This window comes from Rhizobium sullae, from assembly GCF_900169785.1.
GTDB classification, from domain to species: domain Bacteria; phylum Pseudomonadota; class Alphaproteobacteria; order Rhizobiales; family Rhizobiaceae; genus Rhizobium; species Rhizobium sullae.
This window is the reverse complement of sequence record NZ_FWER01000055.1, coordinates 1-15,800: the sequence shown is the minus strand read 5'-3', so window position 1 is coordinate 15,800 and position 15,800 is coordinate 1. Positions and strand designations below refer to the sequence as shown.

Genomic DNA, 15,800 nt, shown 5'->3' with positions numbered 1-15,800 from the left:
ATACTATATGGTTAGCTTCACCTCGCAGCGAACAAACCTAGACGATGGATATGGCGAGATTGGTTACGCAATGACCAAACTTGCTAGTCAACAACCGGGGTATCTTGGCTTCGAAAGCGCTCGCGGCGCAGATCGCTTCGGAATACTGGTCTCGTTCTGGAAGGACGAAGACAGTATCCGCGCATGGAAGGCCGTCGTCGACCATGTTGAAGCACAACGAAGAGGCCGCAAAGACTGGTACTCGAAATACGAAATTCGCGTCGCTCTTGTTCAGCGAGCCTACGGGTTTGACAGCGGGAGCCAATAGATGGCGAGTGCCACATCATGGAAGCGCAACTCGATAACTGTTAATGGCCGACTGCGGCCTTTACGATGTTCAGCATACAGGCGTGATAAGCTTCAAAATCTCATGGTATCGCGTGTCGCTAATGCCTCTTCGCTGCTCTTCCGCGAACGGGCTTGGATCACCAGATTTTAGGTGAAGCGTAAGGCGTTCAGATGGCCCTCTAAAATGAATCTCGACGGCCGCGCCAAATGACTCTGGATAGGCGTCAAGTGCGCTCGCCAGCGAACCCTCAAAGGCGGCTTCAGTTGACCCGTCAGCCTCGTAAAGACAGACACCGACCAGAATTGAGCCACTTACGCCCACTCCGGTTCCCCAACCGCTCACCTCAACACTCTCGAAAAGTGGATCGACCAAACCTGCGCTTACCCCCATAAGAGTATAGCCATACGCTGCTCCGGCTCCCAGAGCCGAGAGAGCCGCGTAGGCTAGATCTAGGTCGTCACCTGGATAGTCGCCCGGATAGGCGACTACTCTACGCAGGAGCCCGCGCGGCCGCCCTTTGCCTATATCTGCCACTTGTATTTCCTACAATTCCGCTGCCGAAGCGCTGGCATTAGGATCCGGTTCTCCGATCTGAAGAGTCAGGTTCGAAACACAGATTGAAATGGCGGCAAACCGAAGCATCCCCCCGATAGTCGATCACCGTAGACTGTCATTGTCCCTGAGGACGCTACAGGCAGCGCAGCACCGCGAGGACCTTCACCCTGCACTGGATGAACTTTGCGTGCGATACGGCCTGTCGCACGTGACATTCCTCGTGGTTTGCAGCGGGGGCAGGTCGGGCTTGTATCCTTACTACTGCACGACCTATCCAGGTAGGTGGACTGAAATATACGTCGACAAGCAGTATTTCGATATAGATCCGGTGATTAACGTTCTTCGCTGGGGTTTCATGCCAGTGGATTGGTCCTCTCTCAATCAGCCGCCAGCACAGGTCTCCCGTGTATTTGAAGAAGCGCGTTCCTACGACATCGGTCCCCATGGCTTGACAATCCCTATCCGAGGCCCGAAAGGCGAACGCTGTCTGTTTTCCGTGACCTCGAACCTACCCAAGCGCGATTGGTCGCGGCTACGCGCTTCGAGCATTCACGAGCTGCAGATCCTTTCCCACTATCTTCATGAGACGATGCTTTCTGCCAGCGGCCTTCGAGAGGTCAACCGTTATCGGAATCTCTCCAGGCGCGAAAGCCAGTGCCTTCAGTTGCTTGCGAGAGGTCGGATTTCCAAGCAGATAGCAGCGGACCTGGGCATCTCAGAAAACTCCGTGAAGTTGTACCTGCGTTCGGCGAGACTCAAACTCGGTTCTGTTACAAGTCATCACGCCGTTGCCAAGGCAAGCTTCCTCGAGTTGATCAAAATCTGACCGTGATCGATCGCATTCGTCGCCCGTGTCTCTGTTTCGACTTTCCTGGAAAGATCAACCTGCCGAAATCGGTAGATTGGCTGCCCCCTCGCCTGGGTCCACAGATGGCATTCCAGAAGCTCACGAACGGCGGATGCTGGCGGCAACTAAAACATCTCGATGAACGCTGAGATGAAGCGCGCCACCCGCCGGCTACGATGGGAGGTGGCTATGGTGGATCGCCTAACGATTGAACACTGGCGAAACGCTCCTAGGCTTACATCATTCGCAGAGTTTTTCGAACGAACCGCAAGCGGACAGGGTGCAGCACCGGACCTCGCCGAGCCGCAACTCGACATGAGCCTGCTCGACTTCGATCTTGAAGGCGCGGTTTTCGCGGATACGCATCGGCGTCTTTGGGGCCATTTTGACCGTCATTACTTTGCCAGCATTCCCTACAGGCTCGAAGAGGAGTGCCGCCTGGGTGCTGCGATACTTTCCTTCGGCCTGAGGATCTGGGCACGCAGCGCCACCCCTACGACAATATACACGCTGGGCACGGGCACTGGTTGCCTTGCGCGCACCCTCGCCACACTTGGCAATGGTCGCATCGAGGCGCTCTGCTGCAGTCCAACGGCAGCCAATCGGGCATCGTTCTTTGCGAACAGGGGAAGCGAGCACGCGCACTTCTTTCATGGACCGTTCTTTGAGTTGGACGACGACCGATACGCGACCGACGAGGATCTTTTCCAATTTCGGGGCGGATTTGACGTGCTGTTGGAGGACACGACGTTTCAGATGTACGACCGTGATCGGCTAAAGCAGCTGGAATTCGTCGTTCCTCGTATACGGCCTGGCGGTCTCCTCGTGCAGGTGCAGAAGCTCGCTCATGAAGACCGCGACATCTATGACGAACGCGAGCGGCAGAAGGACGAGCTTTTTAAGTCCCGTTTCTTCTCGACAGGTCACATCTCCAAGAAAAAGGATGAAGTCCTGAACACGATGACGGATCTTCAAGTCGATCTGGCGACCACTGTAGCCGCTCTAAGGACGTTTCTCCGATACTCCGTGCTAACCTGGAACAGCGGGAACTTCTACACTATCGTGTCATCCAACTCCCGGGCTTCCGTGTTGGAACTGATTTCGCTGATGGTGAAGCCGGCTATTCCACCCGGCTATTGCTACGAACGTTTGCCAGCCGCGATCGTCGATACCGAGGTAGAGGCGTTGGCTCCTGATCTGACGTGGCGCAGCGCGAATACCATGATGCTGCTCGCGCCGAAGCTTGGCATCATGAAATGACGGCAACCGTAAACGCCGACAAGCATTGCAGCGCAGCCGACGTGCGACGCGCATTGTCTGCCTTGATGCCGCATCTTACCCCCTTCTGGGATCGTCCCCTTCGAGACTACGCGTCGGCTGCCTACGACGCCGACAAATTCCATTCCGAGTGTCACCTGCGTCGTCATGCGATGGAGCTGCTGCTCGGCTGCATCGAACGGGCGGCGCGGAGGTCCGATTACGACCTTGAGGAGGCTCGAAGCGCCAGCCTTCAGCTGATGGCATCGCCGGTACTACAGACCGGTCCGCACTGCCTGCTGCTGATCGAACCGGATGCGTTCTACACGCATCTGTTCAGCCTGTTGGGCTTGAACGCCCATAGCCGCGAATGGTACATCACGTATCACGCCTCGACGGTCAGTTTCTCGGAGAAGTCAAAGAAGGGTCCCGGCTGGCTCTGGCTCCAAGATGAACCCCTCAACGTCTTCGGCTTACCCCGGAGCCGGATGGATTCTTTCAGCATCTGCGGTTTGAATGGTCCCTATCGCTTCGCTTTCTCGAATGCTAAAGGCGCTCCGGCTCCAAATGACTCTGCCGCCTATCTCCTCGTCGAACTGCCGTCGGATGAATTTACTTCTGCGGCCGACGCAATCAGGGCGGCCAACCAAACCCTCTGGCGCGGCAAGCTCCCCTCCCCCATCAAGCTGCTGCAGCTCGATGATTTCGACATCGCAGACCTGGTCGCCGACCATCTCGACGACGCGGGATCCTGGATGTCGGCTGGCCTTATCGGAGACGGAAGGGTTGCCGAGAGCATCCTGGACGCCATGGATCGCCTGAACATTGGACCTTGGCAGGGTTGGGTACGCAGAACGACCGATTTCTTCTGGCGCATGGAAAAAGGCAGGATTGTTCCGCTCCGCCTCCAGGAAAACGCCCTCAGGGCGGCGGCCCCGTCCGGTTTCGAAGTGAAGTTCCGGCCGGACAGTATCGCAGCGGCGCTTCGGCAACGAGCGATCGTGCCCAGCCTCTATACAGTGTTCCTGGTGATTTCCATCCTGCCCGGCGTGAGGGCACTTGGGGGATGTCGCCAGACCGTCTACTACCCGCTAATGCGCCACCTTACGGCGGTCGGCCTTGAGCAATCGGGTCATTTCGATCTCTTGACTGAACTGCGTGGGGACGAGCGACCCGGGCTTTGGGGCCATCGTGTCTTGAAGCCTGCTGGCGGCTATCCGTTCCAGGAGATCGATCTTTTCGGAGCGGCCGCGATACCCCTTTCAAAATACGCGGAGATGCCTTTGGTACAGTCGAGCGGTGATCTCGCAAGTTTCACCGGGGATCCCATCTGGGCGAACCTGTCCGAGAAAATCGTAGGCGGGGCCATCACCTCGGAGTCGGTCGAGTGGCAGTGGCCGGGTTCGTGATCGAGCATGAATGCTGAGCGGCTTGGCTGCTGGTCTACGTCCATTCGATTAGATGCCGAGGGTGGCAAGATGGCGTTTTCAGCCCGACCTAGGAACCTTGGTGGAGGCCGATGTGTCGATTGAAGAAGGGGCGGTAATCAGACGCCTGTCCGTCGAGGACGTAGACGTGTTTCGCCAGATACGTCTGGAGGCGCTTTCACACGAACCGCTTTCGTTTGCGAGTGTATTTGACGATTGGGTCCATCTCTCCGACCGGGAATGGCGCCAACATCTGGACCAGCCAGTCTTTGTCGCGTTCCTGAGGGGGCAGCCCGTCGGCATGATGGGGCTCAGGTTTCAGCGTGCGAGGAAAATGGTGCATCGCGCGACGCTTGTCAGCGTCTATGTTCGGAAAGGCGAAAGAGGGACCGGGATTGCGGCAAACCTCTTGCATGACGTTACAGAGCATGCACGAAACCACGGAGTTCTGCAGCTGGAGCTTTCGGTGAATGCAGAGAATTCGGCAGCGATACGCTTCTATCAACGCTGCGGTTTCGTCGAGGTTGGCCGCATTCCAAACGGGTTCCTCGGTCACGGCATGGAGAATGACGAGTTGATCATGGTCCTGCGCTTGAAGAGATAACCATTTCCGTTTCACTTCACTCCGCCTCATTTGGTGACGCTGGGACGACCTTTACCCCCATGTGGTTGACGGCTCTAGCGTTGCGGTCGAGCATCGGCACATTATCATACATGCGCGGGACAATGCGCGGGCGCAGAAAAGGCAGGCGCTTCTCGATGATTTCTACCGGCGTGAACATAAGGAAGCGGCGCGGCCGTTTATTCCGAATGGGAAAAGCAACTGGGCGCCTGTGTTCATCGTTTTTTCGTGCAGCGCCTGAAAACCAAGTGAGGCAGCAGCAAACTCCGCGTGCGAACCATCAGGCTCAATCTCGACCTGGCGAAGAAGCCCGCAGAATGCCTCGACTATGTCATTCTGCACGAGATGCTGCATTTTCTCGTTCCCGTAGGCCGCCAAGCGAGAGAATCGCGATTTCCCGGAAAACCCGTGGGCAACATCGCGGCAAGCCAAATCAGGAAACCAGAACAGGCCCAAGATGCTCTGGAGTTTGGTCTTTCCTTGGTCGCCGTCGGTCAGGACGTGGTGATGGGTTGAGCTCGCGGAATGAACAGGTCACGATCGATTTTGCCTCAAACCCATTCATGGTTTCGGCGATTGTACTTCCGGCCGAGCTCTGAAACGTCATTCGTGCCACGATGGTCTTGTTCTTTGCAAAGCGGGACAGTCGCTCCACCGGGAGACCCTTCCGAAGCCTGCTAGAGCGCGTCCATTTTAATCGGGGTCATATCCGGCCGCTGCGAAGTAGTTTGCACATTCCTGCGGTTTGAAGAGCGTGACGATTTTGCCGACGGAATCCCACAAGGCGTCAACCGAGCGCTCGGCTCTTGCCCGCAGAAGCGCTTTAAGTTTGGAAAAGGCCATTTCAATGGGGTTGAAGTCGGGACTGTAGGGCGGGAGATGGAGAACCCTGCCGCCAGCAGCTTCGATGGCTGCGGACACCATCGGCTTTGTGAGCCGGCAGGTTATCCATGACGACAGTATCCCCCGAACTGAGCGTCGGCACGAGAACCTGTTCGATGTAGGCCAAGAATGCCGCACCGTTCGTCGGGCCGTCGAGGACCATACCCATACGAGGGGAGCATTATGGCTACGATACCCGCTTTTCAACCCACCGAAAATGGGTTGAAAAGCGCAGCTGTCGCGGCGAAATTGACGCTGACGCGGCCGTGCTCAAGTCTAGAAGCCGAGCAACTCCCAGAAGCCTCTGGAATAGCAGGAGCCATCTCGCTCTCTTTCTTTGCATTCCGGCTTGAGCTTGAACTTCTGTCTTGCCATACACGCGTCGATAAGCGGGGCTTCCGTTTTCGCAGCAAATTTTCCTGCCTGGATAGCCTCCTGTCGACACAACTCGACAGCGTCATTTACTGGACCTGCAATAGCGGTCCGCTGTTCCGCTTTGGCGCTCGCCGCCAAAGATGCAGCACAGATCGTTGCGAGGACAATGTTTCGCATGATTTCTCCGAAATTTGATGTTTGTCGAACCCATCGCGGGCCTAAAAAGACATGCTGCGGTGACACCGCCGCGCATCTGCTGCCAGGCTACAGAAGCCTCGCGACCTATGCCGCGAGGCTTCTATCTTGATGAGTTAGCCGCACTCCTGCAAAGAAAGCAGGTTATTGCTCCAATACCCGTCAGCCTGGGTCTGAAGGTATTTGCGGCCGCTGGGGCTCACGCGCACATGCACCCAGGCAACAACACCGTTTTCCTTGGTGTAGAAGCGGTGGGTGTTACGCTCGATGAACCCGACAACATTCGGGACGGTGTCGCGCCACCGTCCGGATCCATCAGGCTGCGGCCCACCAACGTGAGTGATGTGCTCGTGGGTGCTGTTGCGGTCAGGCTTATTAATGCAATCAGTACGATAGTCTGCCATTCCGGCGATCTTTCTCAGAAATATGACCTGCCCGAAGCGTCAGGTCATTGATTTTTGAAACAGGGCCAGCTAGTTTTGCGATTGTTCAAGTCACGACTAGCGGGCTTCGGCCCTGGTCTTTGGAAACCGGTTGTTAGCGCAGCCGGTTTTCCATCCAAGTTACCTTGGGCGTCAGATACGGTCCCCTCGGCGGAAGTTCGTCAGGATCGGCCGACTGGACATCTGAGAACCGTGACCCGTCCTTGATTTCAGCAATCCTTCCCTGGTTTACGCCGAAGAATGCAGCGATGTCGTGATGGCGGTCGCCCCGCCGAATCATGCCCTTGATAAGGGCCGCGTCTGCTTCCGTAAGTGAGAGCCGGCTCGGCTCGGCGCGTGTATACATATATTTTTTCTCCATAAAAGTTGCGTTGAGTCGGGTTTTTGCCTGACTATCCCTATATGGCAGACTCAAAATCATATTGCAAGTCTAGATCCAATCGTGAGGCTCCGTATTAGGCTACAATTTCGAACCGTATTGACTGCGAGGTCGGTTTCAGGCATAACGCGAGCATGAAAAAGATAGAAAAAGAACATCCATCTGCGCTGCGCTTGGCGGAAGTTGCCGAAGTCTTTGCTGGCGTCGGCGTCTCGCGGGAGGAGACGATTGAGCGGCCAGGCGACAAGCTGCCAGTGATTGGAGTGCGTGATCTTCAGGATGGCGCCGTCTCGCCTATAGACCAGCTCGATACCGTCGGTTTCCATGACCGCAACCGCGCTATCAGTTATGCTGTTCGCGAAAACGATGTCCTCGTCACGGGCCGCGGCACGCAGCTCAAATTCGGCCTTGTTGGTAGTGAGACTGCAGGCGCTGTCGCGAGTGGCAACGTGATCGTCATTCGACCTAAAGGCTCCGCCATAGGGGGAGCCCTTTTTGCCATCCTTTCAAGTGACGTTTTCCGTCCAAAGATTGAGGTGCTGCGCAGAGGAGCGACAACTCTGTTGTCGCTATCGCCGAAAGACCTTGCAAAAATCGAGATCGACTTGCCGCCCGTCGATGAGCAGCAGCGAATAGCCGCTCTCGTCACAGACACCCAAACTGCTTATCGCACCGCCATTGAAGCAGCCGAAATCCGTCGTGCTCTTGCGCGTCGTTTGATCGACGCACGCCTCTTCGGCACCATCAAGCAATTATGAGAAGAACTATGGCCAAACTTACGCTGGACGAGCTTTACAATCATCTATGGAGATCCGCCGACATTCTGCGCGGATCGATCGATAGCTCGGATTACAAGATTTACATTTTCGGCTTTCTCTTCCTAAAGCGTCTCTCCGACCGCTTCGAGGAGGAAGCACAAGAGTGCATTCGTAACGGTCTCAGCCCCGAAATCGCTTACAGCGATCCGGACGAGCATGAATTCTTCGTGCCCGAGCGCGCGCGCTGGTCAGAGCTACGCAAGCTGACGACCGGCATCGGCGACCAACTCAATAAAGCTTGCGAGGCCATTGAAGACACCAACCCGGTGATAGCGGGCGTACTTGTGAACATCGACTTCAATTCTGAATCGAAGCTGGGCGAAGCCAAGGAGAAGGAAGGTCTTCTCGGCCGGCTGATCGACCATTTTTCTCGGATCAATCTGTCGAACGCCTCCCTGTCCGAACCGGATATGCTCGGGCGTGCTTATGAATATCTCATTGACAAGTTCGCGGATGACGCCGGCAAGAAGGGAGGCGAGTTCTATACGCCGCACCATGTGGTCCGCCTGATTGTCGAGCTGCTCGATCCAAAACCGGGAATGCGCATTAGTGACCCCACTTGTGGGTCCGGTGGCATGCTGATCGAAAGTGCTCGCCACATCGCCGACATTGAGGGCAAGCGGCTGGGTCAACCGGTGAACGTTACCCTTCATGGCCAGGAGAAGAACCTCGGTACCTGGGCCATCGCTAAGATGAACTTGTTGTTGCATGGTCTGCGCGATGCCCGCATCGAAAAGGGCGACACCATTCGCAATCCTCGTCTACTTGATGGGGATGGCAATCTCATTCTGTACGATCGAGTGATTGCCAACCCCCCGTTCTCGCTCGATAACTGGGGGGCGGATGACGTCTCTGGCGAAAATGAGCGGCAGGGCTATAACCGCTTTAGCTATGGCATTCCTCCCAAGAACATGGGTGACCTTGCGTTCGTTCAGCACATGGTGGCGACGTTGAGCCATGGAGGCATTTGCGGCGTCGTCATGCCGCATGGTGTGCTTTTTCGCGGATCTGGTGACGGCCGCATTCGCGAAGCGATGCTGAAGGCTGATCTTTTCGAGGCGATTGTCGGACTTCCGGAGAACCTATTTGCGGGGACCGGAATTCCCGCGACAGTCCTGATCCTCAATAGAGACAAGCCTAAAGCCCGCAAGGATAAAGTGCTCTTCATCAACGCTGCGAAAGAGTTCGAGGAGCGGGCTAAGAAAAACGTGCTGGGCGAAAACAACATTACCCGAGTTGTTGATGCCTTCTCCGCATGGGGTGAACGTGAGGCTTTCTACGCACGTGCAGCCAATCAATCAGAGACTGAATACCGGCGCTCAATTTGCGAACCGACTGAACGATTTATGCGCGTCGTCGATATGGATGAGATCAAGGAGAACGACTTTAATCTGAATATCTCCCGATACATCGATACGCTTGAGCCGGAAAAGCCGATAGATGTGAAAGCCGAACTGGAAAAGCTGTCGGTGGCTGAAAAGGCGCGTGATGAGGCCGCCGCGCGCATGAACGCTCTCCTCAAGGAAATGGGCTATGCTGTCTAGTATTCCACAGGACTGGGAAGAAATTCGTTTTGGAAAGGTTGCACGCGAAGTTTCTGCTAGAAATCGCGAATCCAACGACATTCCTGTTTTGAGCGTGACGAAACACAACGGCTTCGTTCGATCCAGTGAGTATTTTTCAAGGTCAGTCCACAGCGACGATACGTCAAATTACAAAGTTGTTCGCAAGGGGCAATTCGCCTATGCCACTATCCATCTGGATGAAGGTTCCATCGCGCTATTAAAGGAATTCGATCGGGGAATAATAAGCCCGATGTATACTGTATTCGAGACCGATGCGGATTTTGTTTGCAGTGATTACCTGTTTCGTTGCTTGAAGCGTTTTGCTCTTTCGGGACGTTTTGATCCTTACAGCAATGGCGGAGTGAATCGACGCAAATCGATCTCGTTTAGCGACCTGCAAGCATTTAGATTTGCTCTCCCACCGCTCGCCGAGCAGCGTGCTATCGCCGATGTTTTAGACACGGTGGATGATACAATAAAGCTCCGGGAAAGTGCGATTGCTGCGATCGCCAATGCGAAATTTGCAGTGATGCGTCAGTTGCTCACCCGAGGCGTTCGTCTTGACCGAGTACCGATGAAGCCTCTTTCCGAACGGTGGATACTCGGCCGAGTGGCCGAGGGCATCAACGAGATGCCAATCGACTGGCAACTGATCACGCTCACACGGGTTGCAAAACTCGAAAGTGGTCACACACCAAGCCGTGAACGACCAGAGTACTGGGGTGGAGATATTCCGTGGCTGTCCCTCGCTGATACGAATGCGCTTGACGCTCTACAAGTCTACCAGACGGCAGAGTGTGTGACGTCGGAAGGTATTGCAAATTCGTCTGCTCGCATATTGCCGAAAGATACTGTTGCTTTTTCTCGAACGGCGACGGTAGGCAAAGTCACCCGGTTAGCTCGACCGATGGCAACTAGCCAGGATTTCGCTAACTGGATTTGCGGCCCCAGAATTCGTCCAGACTATCTCGTTCAGGTCTTTCGACACATGAAAAGGGAATGGAAGCGCCTGCAGGAGGGTAGTACTCACCAGACGATCTACATGCCAGTCTTCAAAAAACTTCAAGTTCTGCTCCCGTCCCTGGAGGAGCAGCAGAAAATTGCTACTGTTGGTGAGGCATTCGATGTGCAGATTGAGAGTGAACGAGCAGTCGTTGATGCGCTCAAGGCCAACCGTGATGCTCTCTCTAACGAACTCCTCTCTGGTCGGCTTCGCATTCCGGACAAGATGATCGGAATTCAACGCGACAGGGCGGAGCAAGCGGCATGAACGATGGTGCCGACAGGCTAGAACTTGAATGGGTGGAGGAGCCAGCGGCGGATTTATTGCGTGTTTTGTTCGACTACAAGGCACTAACAGCCAAGGATCTTAGCCATCTCCGTGATGGCGTCGCGACCGAACCCGTTCTAACGAAGCGACTAGCCGACTGTCTCCGACATCTTAACCCTTGGCTTGATGAAGACGGCATTCGACGTGCAATTGCTGCTGTAACGCGAATTGCAGCAGTCGATCTCCTTGAAGCCAACGAGAAGGCCCATACGGCAATTTCTTTTGGAGTCACAGCGTCCCACACGGAGAATGGTCGACGCCAGGATCGCACCGTTCGTTTTTTTGACTTCGACAATGTTTCCGCCAACACCTTCGAGTTCTCCAGGCAGACATCGATCAAGGGACCGCGCCAAACCATCACACCCGATATACTCATCTACGTTAATGGCCTGCCACTGGCTGTTATCGAATGTAAATCGCCCGCACTCGCAGACCCGATCGGCGAGGCGATACGGCAGTTTCGACGTTATGATGGACGAGATGAGTTTTCTGGCCTAGGGGCCCCCAGGCTTTTCGAGATTGCGCAAATTTCGATAGCGCTTGCTCGCGATGTTGCGAAATATGGAACTACGCAGACTCCTTCGCGCCATTGGGCTGAATGGAAAGACTCTTATCCACTCTCCCTCGATTCTCTTGCTTCCCAGCTCGGCAGGCCAGCCACCGGGCAGGACGTTCTGCTCGCGGGCCTGCTGAATCCGTCAAACCTGCTCGATCTGGTTCGAAACTTCATTTTGTTCGAAACGATCGATGGTCGCCGTATCAAGAAGTTGGGTCGCTACCAGCAGTTCGTTGCCGTCGGCAAAACCATCGATCGCATCCGTTCAGCTCCGGATTTGAAACGGCGTGGCGGTGTAATCCATCACACTCAAGGGTCCGGCAAGACCCTGACGATGGTGTTCTTGGCAACGAAGTTGCGCAGGTTACCGGAGGCCGAGAACCCAGCACTGGTGATTGTTACAGATCGCACGGATCTGGACGATCAGATTTCGGCGCAGTTCAGGCGCTCGGGCTTTCCCAACCCAATACAAGCATCAAGCGGTGAAGCGTTGCGCAACGCTTTGACAGGTGGGGCGGGAACGACGGTGCTCACCACCGTCCACAAGTTTCATAGCGCGGTACCCAGGCGCTCATCGGTTATATCGGACGCTTCAAATGTGTTTGTGATGGTCGATGAAGCACATCGGACGCAGTATGGAGCGCTGGCAGCCCGCATGCGCGCTGGTTTGCCAAACGCTTGTATGCTCGCGTTCACTGGGACGCCGATCGATAAGAAAGACCGCAGCACAAAGGAAGTCTTTGGAGACTACCTTCATCGCTATCTGATAGACCAAGCCGTGAAGGATGGGGCAACGGTTCCGATCTTTTACGAAATGCGAGATGCGCGCCTGAGGATTGAAGGGCGTGATCTAGAGCGAGAGGTTCGCGAATCCTTTCCTGAGCTAACCGAAGATGAGATCGTTGAGCTGAAAAAGCGTGCGCGCCTGCAAGAGAAGCTTGCCGGTGCCCAGGTTCGTATCGACGCTATCGCCGAGGACTTGCTGAAGCACTACCGAACCACTATCGAGCCCAACAGGTTCAAGGCGCAGGTTGTTACCATTGGCCGTGACGTGGCTGTGACGTATGTCGAGACGTTAAAGAGACTCGGAGCGCCGGAATGTGCGCTGATAATGTCAGCTTCACACAATGACACCGCTCGACTACAGGCTTACCATACAAGCAAACGGGAACGCGACGAACTGATTGCGCGGTTCAAGCGCTCTGACGACCAACTCAAGATATTGGTCGTTTGCGACATGCTGCTGACCGGCTTCGATGCGCCTATCGAGCAGGTCCTCTATCTCGATGCGCCTCTGAAAGAGCATACGCTGCTACAGGCAATCGCCCGCGTCAATCGGACGGCGGATGGAAAGAGTTACGGCCTAGTCGTCGATTACTGGGGCGATAACCGACGGATAACGGCTGCCCTTGATCTTTTCTCTGAGGAAGATGGGGTCTTAAACGCAATGCGTTCCTTCAGCGATAAAGTCCAATTGCTTGAGAGCCGTCACCGTGCCGTCATGAGGCTTTTTGAAGGTCTGGACAAGCAGGACGAGGAGGCATGTCTTGCATTGTTGGAACCAGATGACGTTCGAGCGAAATTTGAGCTTGATTTTCAACGCTTCAGCGAAGCTATGGATATGATCCTGCCTGATCCGAAGGCTCTTGAGGAGCCGTATTACACGGACGTGAAGTGGCTTGCTCGAATTCGTGCCATCGCCGCTCGGCGCTTTCGAGATGAACGGTTCGATGCCACGCCGTATGGTGCAAAGATCGCAGAGATCATCGCCCGTCATCTATCGAGCGACGGTGTAGAGCAGCTGCTTGCTCCGCGAGATATCCTCGATCCCGCGTTCAAGCAACACCTTGACAAGCTTACTTCTGCGGAGGCAAAGGCCGCGGAAATTGAGCATGCGATTAGGCACGAAATTCATGTCCATCGGGATGAGAATCCGACGGCCTATGCGTCTCTTTGGGAGCAAGTTGAGCGTATCGTGAATGAGCGGCGCGAAGCAAGAGTTTCTGCCGCCAGCGCTCTCGCCCGGCTTCAGGAGATAGCCGGCCGGGTGGCGACTGTTCGGGCTGGAGCTGCGTCTACGGGCCACGGTCTGTCAGGTACGGCCGGCGCTATTTTTCCTTTTATCGATGCTGCGTTGGACGGAAAAGCAAGTGCTGATGCCGCCTCAGACTTGGCAGGAGCGCTCGAAGGCTATGCGACTGTCGTAGATTGGCAGTTGAAAGACGATGTGCAACGCCAGATGAGGCGTGCAATCAAGGAAAGATTGCGTGCACAGGGCTTGGACGTAGCAAAGATCGAGTCCGTCACGGCTATGATCATGGACGTTACCAGAGCGAGACTTACCCGATGATGCCGGCCAGTACGCAGTTCGTCGATTTTGGCGGCGAACGTATCGTATATGCGGTGGAACGGACCGCACGACGCAAGACCGTTGCGATCTCGGTTGGCTATGACGGAGTGCGGGTTTTGGCGCCGTCTGATGTGGATGACACCGATATAACTGAGGTGGTTCGAAAAAAAGGGCCATGGGTATTAAAGAAGCAGGCCTTGTATCGGGAGCTCGGTGGCAATCCGCCATTTAGGGAGTTCATCAGTGGGGAGACCTATCACTATCTGGGTCGGCCTTATCGGCTAAAGGTCATTCCGGACACCAATACGATTGTCACCAGGATCACGGCACGCGGGGCAATGCTTATCGCCCCGGCGCCTTCCGGCGTTGATGCTGCGATTCGCCGATCTTCCGTCCGAAGCGGACTTCGTCTCTGGTACCGCGATAAAGCCAAAATTCATTTCCCAAAGCGGGCGAAGGCTATGGCGAATCTCCTGGGCATACCGACCCCAGTTGTCCAGATTGTGGACCAGTCCAAGAGATGGGGTAGCTGTGATGCCCATGGAAAAATCCGCCTGAACTGGCGTCTTGTTATGGCGCCCATGGCGTTAGTTGATTACGTCATCGCGCACGAGACCTGCCATATCTTGGAACACAATCACTCTCACCGTTTTTGGCGGTCACTTGAGACAATTATGCCCGACTATGAGTTGCGTGTTCGTCAGCTCGATCGGAACGGGCGTATGTACATCTGGTAGCGGCAGGCCCTTCAGTTCGGCTACACCTGTCATCCAGAAACCAGGTTGCAATACGATAGTCCTAGCGATCCAGGCTTGGCTTCCAGCCACGCGTCAGGCCTTGCCGATGCAATGCCGCACGCCACCCCATTTTGAGCTTGTCGCGGCGTCCTGGATGAGCAAGATGGGGGCGCAAAGCGGGCATTGGCGACACGCGGAAGATAGGTCCGCTGCGTGTCATGGCGGAGAATTGATCCGGAGCAAGCGAGCTTCCGCTTAGCGTCAATTCCGGCCGCCTGGTTTTCGCAAAAGCCCGGATCTGATTTTTGCACCGTCCCACAATAGGCTTTCGCGACCACCGCAACCATGGCGGTTGCGGTGGTCGCGTATTTCTGACCCAGCCGTCCGGGACGTCTGTGCCTGGACCAAATGAACCTCCACAATAATTCCCGTTTGACAGCGTTGCGTCGAGTGGAGATAGCCCGCTCACGTGCCTATGCACGGCAAAAGTTGTGCTCGGACGATCATGAAATCCGCGAGCCATGTGCTGATCAAGGGACTTGGGGGCCCGCCGACGTCCTCGGGCCGTGACCGGTTCGGGGCGTGAATAGCCCCAGCCTGCCACTACTTCTTGAAACGAACACCCACGCCGCCACCATTTTCAGGGATGAACTCTATACCGGCGGTTTCGAGAGCAATGCGGATGAGCTTTAGATTTGCAGCCGTAATGGTTGGTAGCCCATCTTCCGCTTCTGCGCGCCGTATCGTCGAGATACCTACACTGGCTGAACTTGCAAGCTCTTCAGCGGTCCATCGGACTAACGCCCTCGCCGCGCGGATTTGAGCTCCCGTTATTGCACGCATTAAATTCGCTTTTCCGGTTGAACTTTTTTCGTTCATATGGCAGTTAATGGTTCACAACGGCCGTGCCCGGTGCTCACAACACCGAACACAGCCTGACCACAACCAAGCTTATGGGAGCTCGGATCATGGCTGATTCCGACAATAGCAGAACTTTGTCTGCGGTCACCCGGGGGAACTTCCATTCCTTCGTGGCCGCGTGTTTACCCACATATCCAGAGCTTGCCACGCCGAAGACCGTACCTTCCGACGCGTGCAACGACGATCCCGCGCTGGCGGTCTGGCAACAATGGT

At 55.4% G+C, this 15,800-nt stretch carries 15 protein-coding genes and 2 pseudogenes; 12 read left to right on the top strand and 5 right to left on the bottom strand.

All coding sequences use genetic code 11. The features are described 5' to 3' along the window. Positions 1-7 precede the first annotated feature (7 nt). The 5 genes from BN1800_RS31845 (at position 8) to BN1800_RS31820 (ending at position 5,018) form a co-directional block, all read left to right on the top strand. Entirely contained in the window at positions 8-307 is a 300-nt protein-coding gene (locus BN1800_RS31845) for an antibiotic biosynthesis monooxygenase family protein (protein WP_087003402.1), read from the top strand. Between the two features lie 670 nt (positions 308-977). Further along, positions 978-1,709, top strand: coding sequence for an autoinducer binding domain-containing protein (locus BN1800_RS31835; RefSeq protein WP_087003518.1), 732 nt, complete (start codon positions 978-980; stop codon positions 1,707-1,709). A 210-nt stretch (positions 1,710-1,919) separates the two neighbouring features. Beyond that, positions 1,920-2,990 carry a class I SAM-dependent methyltransferase gene (locus tag BN1800_RS31830; protein ID WP_179213946.1) on the top strand — a complete coding sequence of 357 codons (1,071 nt, stop codon included), beginning with the start codon at positions 1,920-1,922 and terminating at the stop codon, positions 2,988-2,990. Positions 2,991-3,160: 170 nt separating this feature from the next. After that, on the top strand, positions 3,161-4,396 hold the full coding sequence (locus tag BN1800_RS31825) for a hypothetical protein (protein ID WP_179213949.1): 1,236 nt from the start codon (positions 3,161-3,163) through the stop codon (positions 4,394-4,396). A gap of 52 nt (positions 4,397-4,448) precedes the next feature. Then, on the top strand, positions 4,449-5,018 hold the full coding sequence (locus BN1800_RS31820; protein WP_179213945.1) for a GNAT family N-acetyltransferase: 570 nt from the start codon (positions 4,449-4,451) through the stop codon (positions 5,016-5,018). A gap of 162 nt (positions 5,019-5,180) precedes the next feature. Here the strand turns inward: BN1800_RS31820 and BN1800_RS41685 are convergent, their stop codons facing one another. After that, a complete protein-coding gene (locus tag BN1800_RS41685) occupies positions 5,181-5,390 on the bottom strand; it encodes a hypothetical protein (RefSeq protein ID WP_179213944.1) in 210 nt (69 codons plus the stop codon). On the opposite strand from BN1800_RS41685, the gene BN1800_RS44155 reads away from it, so the two are divergent. Further along, positions 5,307-5,552, top strand: a complete 246-nt coding sequence (locus BN1800_RS44155) for a M48 metallopeptidase family protein (protein ID WP_087003394.1) — start codon at positions 5,307-5,309, stop codon at positions 5,550-5,552. The two genes, BN1800_RS41685 and BN1800_RS44155, sit on opposite strands and share 84 nt — an antisense overlap. A gap of 177 nt (positions 5,553-5,729) precedes the next feature. Here BN1800_RS44155 and BN1800_RS31810 read toward each other — a convergent pair. Next, positions 5,730-6,078: pseudogene (locus BN1800_RS31810) on the bottom strand (transposase); the annotation flags it as partial. 23 nt (positions 6,079-6,101) lie between these two features. On the opposite strand from BN1800_RS31810, the gene BN1800_RS40770 reads away from it, so the two are divergent. Then, the gene (locus BN1800_RS40770) at positions 6,102-6,488 is read left to right on the top strand and encodes a hypothetical protein (protein WP_143534195.1); all 387 of its coding nucleotides are present in this window, start codon (positions 6,102-6,104) and stop codon (positions 6,486-6,488) included. A 116-nt stretch (positions 6,489-6,604) separates the two neighbouring features. On the opposite strand, the gene BN1800_RS31800 is transcribed toward BN1800_RS40770, so the two are convergent. Then, positions 6,605-6,892, bottom strand: a complete 288-nt coding sequence (locus tag BN1800_RS31800; RefSeq protein WP_087003388.1) for a DUF3892 domain-containing protein — start codon at positions 6,890-6,892, stop codon at positions 6,605-6,607. A gap of 133 nt (positions 6,893-7,025) precedes the next feature. Continuing rightward, positions 7,026-7,277 carry a hypothetical protein gene (locus BN1800_RS31795; RefSeq protein ID WP_087003384.1) on the bottom strand — a complete coding sequence of 84 codons (252 nt, stop codon included), beginning with the start codon at positions 7,275-7,277 and terminating at the stop codon, positions 7,026-7,028. Positions 7,278-7,444: 167 nt separating this feature from the next. Between BN1800_RS31795 and BN1800_RS31790 the strand changes: the two genes are divergently transcribed. The 5 genes and pseudogenes from BN1800_RS31790 (at position 7,445) to BN1800_RS31770 (ending at position 14,666) form a co-directional block, all read left to right on the top strand. After that, positions 7,445-8,068 carry a restriction endonuclease subunit S gene (locus BN1800_RS31790; protein WP_087003381.1) on the top strand — a complete coding sequence of 208 codons (624 nt, stop codon included), beginning with the start codon at positions 7,445-7,447 and terminating at the stop codon, positions 8,066-8,068. An 8-nt stretch (positions 8,069-8,076) separates the two neighbouring features. Next, positions 8,077-9,672 carry a type I restriction-modification system subunit M gene (locus BN1800_RS31785; protein ID WP_087003378.1) on the top strand — a complete coding sequence of 532 codons (1,596 nt, stop codon included), beginning with the start codon at positions 8,077-8,079 and terminating at the stop codon, positions 9,670-9,672. Beyond that, positions 9,662-10,834 (top strand): annotated as a pseudogene (locus BN1800_RS31780) (restriction endonuclease subunit S); the annotation flags it as partial. The gene BN1800_RS31785 and the pseudogene BN1800_RS31780, both read left to right, overlap by 11 nt. A gap of 125 nt (positions 10,835-10,959) precedes the next feature. Beyond that, the gene (locus BN1800_RS31775; protein WP_087003371.1) at positions 10,960-13,929 is read left to right on the top strand and encodes a type I restriction endonuclease subunit R; all 2,970 of its coding nucleotides are present in this window, start codon (positions 10,960-10,962) and stop codon (positions 13,927-13,929) included. Beyond that, positions 13,926-14,666: a M48 family metallopeptidase gene (locus BN1800_RS31770; protein ID WP_087003368.1), complete on the top strand. Its 741-nt coding sequence runs from the start codon at positions 13,926-13,928 to the stop codon at positions 14,664-14,666. The genes BN1800_RS31775 and BN1800_RS31770 overlap by 4 nt, the downstream gene beginning before the upstream one ends. A gap of 603 nt (positions 14,667-15,269) precedes the next feature. On the opposite strand, the gene BN1800_RS31765 is transcribed toward BN1800_RS31770, so the two are convergent. Then, the gene (locus BN1800_RS31765) at positions 15,270-15,509 is read right to left on the bottom strand and encodes a transcriptional regulator (RefSeq protein ID WP_087003366.1); all 240 of its coding nucleotides are present in this window, start codon (positions 15,507-15,509) and stop codon (positions 15,270-15,272) included. Between the last annotated feature and the right edge of the window lie 291 nt (positions 15,510-15,800).